The following is a 2,579-nucleotide window of genomic DNA, read 5'->3' as shown; positions in this document are numbered from 1 at the left end:
ACGTTAGATTATAATCCATTTAAACTTGATGAATATCGCTATGATGAGGATTATTTCGCCGAAAAACCTATTTTTTATTTGAGTAAAACTGTTTTATCATTAAAAAAAAGCAAATGTTTTTTTACAGGAAAGAAGCTTGCAAAAGGTGATTATGTATACAAAGTTAATTGGAATCAAGATGAATATCATTATTTTGTAGAAGAAGCTTTGGAAGATTACCCTAGCTTAAAAGAGAATGTGTATAAGTATGAGAATAACCAGTATAAATTAACAGACTTTAGCAAACATTTTACTAATGTTTGGGTAAATCAATTATTTAATACGAATCAAGTAACAGTTGATTTACTACTAGATATTATTGTATATGGTTATCAAGCTTCGGCACCATATGAATTGCATAGTATATATGACTTTAAAGATTTTGAAGAATCAAAAAGGCAAGTATATGAGGCGATGGGGATTAAATATATACAATTATTATGGGTTTTATTGAAGTGCGGTTATGAACAAGTTTTACTAGATAAAATAAATCAATATCCTCTATATTATGGTATTACGCTTTTGGTTTTTGATTATCCTTCTTTTCAAGAACAAGTAATTAAAAAACTTAATATAGAAGGATTGGAAGAAACGTATTTATTAACGAGAAAATCTAATATGGGATTGAAAAATATAAAAAAATTAGCAGATTTTGGAAGGGAAAATCCTACATTTTTGGATGCACTTTCTGTCTCCTTACAAAGATATGAATATCATTTATGGGCGGCATATGTTTATACACCTTATTTAGGAAACGTTCAATGGGGGCAACATTTTAAAGGAAAAAGAGGATCTCAGTTCTATTATTTCTTTATATATCACCCAGAAAAACTTCCAATTTTAAATGAATGTTTAAGAACAAGAAAACTACCTAGTGGGATTAGTTCCGGTGGTTGGTCTCAGTATGTGAATTTAGATTCGCTTTATAGCACAATAATCTATTATTTAACTGTCACAAACCAAACGGAGGATTTTAAATACTGGAGTGATGAACGAGTGATGCGAAGAAGTTCATTGAGCAGAGATAAGATTAGACAAAATGTAGTTAAATTAGGAATGATGTGAGACTATGTCTGACAAGTATTTAGACAATGAAGAAAAATATCTTGAGCTTGAAACATACTGGACAAATCTATTTGTATCTATAGCTAACAATAGTAAGGAGGATTGGGTATTTCCTTATTACAACACAGAATTTTCTAATGGTAAAAAAATAATGGATGCCAATCCAATTTTTTCCGCTGCTTCCACAAAAAGTAATAAGATTTTAAAAATAATCCTAGTATCTCTTGATGAATTAGCGGGGGTCAATACATGGATTAATGACAGAAATGAACTAGTTGTGGTTTGTTCTATGTCTGATAAAAATGTTGGAAAAGTACGCTTAATTATCTCTGAGTGGTTGAATGAAGGAAATTTACAGTCTTAACTCTATTATTTTAGGAACATAAGTAATTGCGCGATAGAGATTCTCTTTTTTCAATGATGATTTTGTCTTTGTAGCTAGTAACTTAAACATAAAATAAGCAAATCAGATGCCTGTGATTGTTGCAAAGAGGTTTAGAACAATTAGATATAGAGGAGGATATAATGAATCTTCAGGATGTAGTGAGTAAAATTTGCGATTATCATGAAATGCATAATAATAACCTTTTTTTCGAAAGAGTTCGCGATTGTATAGATTCTTGTCTAAGTTTATTAAACCCTTATTTTGAAATAGATGAGTTAGTTGCAATAGAAAAATCGAAAAAAGCCAGGATGCATGAAGATAGTGAGCAATTAAATGGCATTTATCATGAAATATCCATTAAACGGCTTCATTTTGATCCAGTAAAACAAAAAAGAGACTATGCTAGAATAGAGACATTATTATTCTATTTGAGCTCATATAACAAATGGCCTGAGGATGAACGACCTAACACGTTAGAATATTTTGTTTTTAATGTTGTTAACGCGGGTGTAAGTGAAGATGCTATTTATTCTATAATTACCAAAAAATTTAAAGACATACTTAGTCATATTGAACTAAAATAATTAAGAAATATATAGAATTAACATCGTGCAAAGAAGTGAAACTAGTACTTTGCTTGAGTTTACACTATTTGAATTTACTCAACACTATACTAACTTATAACACCAAATGAATCAGAGGATAACAAGAAGCTTTAATTGTGTGCAATTTTTTATATTAATAACTGCTGGGTGATTGAGCGTGTCCTTTTTACAGAAATATCAGTGGTAGATTGAAAGGAGAAGCAATGAATAAGAAAATTCTTGTTAAGATAAATAATTCAAAACTTCCCATTTTTTTACAGAATATAATAAGCGAAGTTGAAAAGTACTATGACGAGGAGAGCATTGAAACTTTAGAAGAACTGGTACGATTGAGTTATTTATTACATTATTTTAAGTTAGATGAAGAGGCACAGATACTGTCCAAAGGAATATCAAGAATTCCTTTTACGAATAATCGGGATCTTTGGTGTTGGGTAGAAGCAGGAATAATTTTAAATATGAAATATCAGAGACATCTTAATAAT

At 29.8% G+C, this 2,579-nt stretch carries 4 protein-coding genes; all 4 read left to right on the top strand.

Features of this window, described 5'->3' with window-relative positions; all coding sequences use genetic code 11:
- Nucleotides 1-1,104, top strand: a 1,104-nt coding sequence (locus HCB45_RS15060; RefSeq protein ID WP_185620443.1) for a hypothetical protein, incomplete at its 5' end; no start/stop codon positions are given.
- Nucleotides 1,105-1,108: 4 nt separating this feature from the next.
- Complete coding sequence (locus HCB45_RS15055) at nucleotides 1,109-1,468, top strand: hypothetical protein (RefSeq protein WP_185318585.1); 360 nt, start codon at nucleotides 1,109-1,111, stop codon at nucleotides 1,466-1,468.
- Nucleotides 1,469-1,629: 161 nt separating this feature from the next.
- Nucleotides 1,630-2,073, top strand: coding sequence for a hypothetical protein (locus tag HCB45_RS15050; RefSeq protein ID WP_185620442.1), 444 nt, complete (start codon nucleotides 1,630-1,632; stop codon nucleotides 2,071-2,073).
- 224 nt (nucleotides 2,074-2,297) lie between these two features.
- Nucleotides 2,298-2,579: DUF6707 family protein (locus HCB45_RS15045; protein ID WP_185620441.1), on the top strand; the 282-nt coding region annotated here is incomplete at its 3' end.

It is taken from the genome of Listeria farberi (genome assembly GCF_014229245.1).
GTDB lineage: Bacteria > Bacillota > Bacilli > Lactobacillales > Listeriaceae > Listeria > Listeria farberi.
Note: the sequence above shows the minus strand (reverse complement) of the source record. Positions and strands in the feature narration are given on the sequence as shown.